The sequence below is a fragment of the Rubripirellula tenax genome, from assembly GCF_007860125.1.
GTDB lineage: Bacteria > Planctomycetota > Planctomycetia > Pirellulales > Pirellulaceae > Rubripirellula > Rubripirellula tenax.
In genome coordinates this window covers 1-2,610 of the sequence record NZ_SJPW01000034.1, presented here as the reverse complement: position 1 = coordinate 2,610, position 2,610 = coordinate 1, and the positions used below count along the sequence as shown (strand labels likewise).

At 56.2% G+C, this 2,610-nt stretch carries 4 protein-coding genes; all 4 read left to right on the top strand.

The window, feature by feature from the left end; genetic code table 11:
* Positions 1–379: 379 nt before the first annotated feature.
* The 4 genes from Poly51_RS30195 to Poly51_RS30180 all read left to right on the top strand — a co-directional run bounded on the left by Poly51_RS30195 (position 380) and on the right by Poly51_RS30180 (position 2,350).
* Positions 380–712, top strand: coding sequence for a hypothetical protein (locus Poly51_RS30195; protein WP_146462674.1), 333 nt, complete (start codon positions 380–382; stop codon positions 710–712).
* Between the two features lie 190 nt (positions 713–902).
* Positions 903–1,232 (top strand): EF-Tu C-terminal domain-related protein, encoded by a 330-nt coding sequence (locus tag Poly51_RS30190; protein ID WP_146462673.1) that lies wholly within the window; start codon positions 903–905, stop codon positions 1,230–1,232.
* Positions 1,233–1,438: 206 nt separating this feature from the next.
* Positions 1,439–1,801: a hypothetical protein gene (locus tag Poly51_RS30185; RefSeq protein ID WP_146462672.1), complete on the top strand. Its 363-nt coding sequence runs from the start codon at positions 1,439–1,441 to the stop codon at positions 1,799–1,801.
* A 147-nt stretch (positions 1,802–1,948) separates the two neighbouring features.
* Positions 1,949–2,350: a hypothetical protein gene (locus Poly51_RS30180; protein WP_222435964.1), complete on the top strand. Its 402-nt coding sequence runs from the start codon at positions 1,949–1,951 to the stop codon at positions 2,348–2,350.
* Positions 2,351–2,610: the final 260 nt, after the last annotated feature.

The window sequence follows — 2,610 nt, the reverse complement described above, 5'->3', positions numbered from 1 at the left end:
GCTCGCAAAACATGTAGAGAAGCCGGAAATCACTTCGCCCGCTACTCGGAATCCGAATCTTCGCGACTGAAACTCGTAAGCTCACCCCGAGGAAATCGCACTCGGAGTGATTTCCGGACAGACACTAACTAACCCAATCGACCGATCTAGACGCTTGGCGGCGTGGGGGGTGGCAGGTCTTTGGACGGTTCTTAGCGGATGCTGGCTCTATTCGGTACTCAGCGGCGGCTAACATGGTTTTTACGCTAGGCCTTCGGCACACCTTCCCTCTTTGGCAACGCGGGCTGGCCTTGGTACAATTTCCGTAGTTCAGACATCGTTCGCTTCGTTATGGGCGGTGTCGTAAAAACCTTCCGTTGTCAGACATAGCCCAATTGATGTGACCGCAAAATATCGACTTCGGTACTTCTACGATTGGTCATGCCTGCCCCTTTGGTCGGCCAATGATGCGGCGCGTGCTGCCTTCGACTACGCGGTTGATCTCGCTGATCTACCTCTCTCCGACCAAACCGTCGCTCGTGTCCGTGAAATCTGCATTTGGCACGATACTGCGCTCAATCGCCATTATCCGCCCGACCCCGGCCCATGGGATGCTGACGAGTGCGATCGTTTCAATACCGCTGCCCGACAATTGCTGACTGACCTTCGATCGGAACTTGGCCCTGAGTTCGAGATCGTCGATGAATTCACCCCCGAAACACCCGTTTCGTGATTATGCGTTTTGGGGTGGAGGCCGTTTTGGCATTTCAATGTCTGACAACATGGTTTTTACGCTAGGCCTTCGGCACACCTTCGTTGGTAGGCAACGGGCGCTGGCATTGGTATAATTTCTCGTAATTCAAACTCCACCGCTTCGGTAACGGCGGTGTCGTAAAAACCTTCCGTTGCACGACCTCAGATTAATGGATGCACACGCAGAGGCCGAACTCTACAGCCTGCCCGAATCCGATGGCGGTCGTCGCTCGCCGTTCTCCTCTGGCTACCGGCCTTGCTTCCGCTTCGATGACGTTGACAATGGCGTCACCATTACGCTGCTTGACCGTTCCTCAATGGATGGCGGTGACACGGGGCTTGTTTCGCTATCATTCCATGCTCCGCTGCTTCAAGCTGGTCGCCTATTTGTTGGCGCGCAGTTTGGGATCGCCGAAGGCGCGCGGATCGTCGCACGTGGTACGATCACCGTAATTCACGACTCCTCGATGTTGGTTGGTTCGTCCTCGCCCCCAGCCTGACGACTTGCAAGTCTTCCGGCATGGACACCGTGTTGGTAGCGCGGCGGTCGTGCAACATGGTTTTTACGCTAGGCCTTCGGCACACCTTCGTTGGTAGGCAACGTGCGTTGGCATTGGCGGAATTTCTCGTGATTCAAACTTCACCGCTTCGGTAACGGCGGTGTCGTAAAAACCTTCCGTTGCACGACCTAGCCGAAAGGGATCGCATGTCACTCTCGTTTCGCCGACGCGACCGTGATGGCAATGTTCATCACTACCTCATCCCGTTCGATCCGCTGGCTGTCATCGCCTTGATTGGCATATCCGTGGGGTTTGCTCTGCCCGCACTCTTCGCTTTCCGCAACGTCGTCCATCATTCACCGGTAAACGTCGCGCTGGCGATTGGCTTTGCTCTTGCTGCCGGGTTTGGCTCGTTCGTCGTCGCCAAACTGTCCGTGATCCGTGGCGGGACTCTAATCTCGTTCGGCCCCAGATTGATGCCCGCAACGATGCGCCACCTCTACGTGTTCGGGTACGTCACCATGATTTGCGCTGGATTGCTTGCGGCTTTATTCGCAATGGTTGCCTGATTACCGCTTCACCGGTCGTGCAACATGGTTTTTACGCTAGGCCTTCGGCACACCTTCGTTGGTAGGCAACGGGCGCTGGCATTGGTACAATTTCTCGTGATTCAAACTCCACCGCTTCGTTTAGGGCGGTGTCGTAAAAACCTTCCGTTGTCCGCCCCAAGTATGTCCAGCTTCGACCTCGTCACAAACGAAATCTGCATTGGCGACCCCGTGATGGGGCTGGCCCGGTATGACATCTCGCTTCCCCCGGGTCGCTACTCGATCGGTTCTGGTGCGTTGGCACCACCGAGCGATGGCAAGCCGTTGATTGATCTCGATGGACCGTACATCTACATTCTGGACGCGTCCAAGGCGGATGCCTTTGACCGCGCATTTCACGAACTCGGCAACGAGTGCTCGTACAACATGATGGAAATGGAGGCTCGGCACGCTGATCTGGAGAATCGCGTGGGCGTGCAAATTGCGTTCTTCTGGGAACAATCACTTGCGGGTCGTAGCAGCGAGGGGCAGTATTCGCTTGACGTTTCCAAAGTCGTCCCTGCCGCGTAGGGGCGGACAACATGGTTTTTACGCTAGGCCTTCGGCACACCTTCGTTGGTAGGCAACGTGCGTCGGCATTGGTATAATCGTCCGGTGGTCAGACTCGCTCGCTTCGTTCAGGGCGGTGTCGTAAAAACCTTCCGTTAGCGGACGCTAGTTTTTCGTTGCGCGGGCGGGGCGCACGGATTGGAGACTGCCCTCGGAGCATTGACGTTGTTCGTTTCGGCGGCGCTTTGGTCGTTCGGCGATCCGACGTCCTCTCAGGTTGG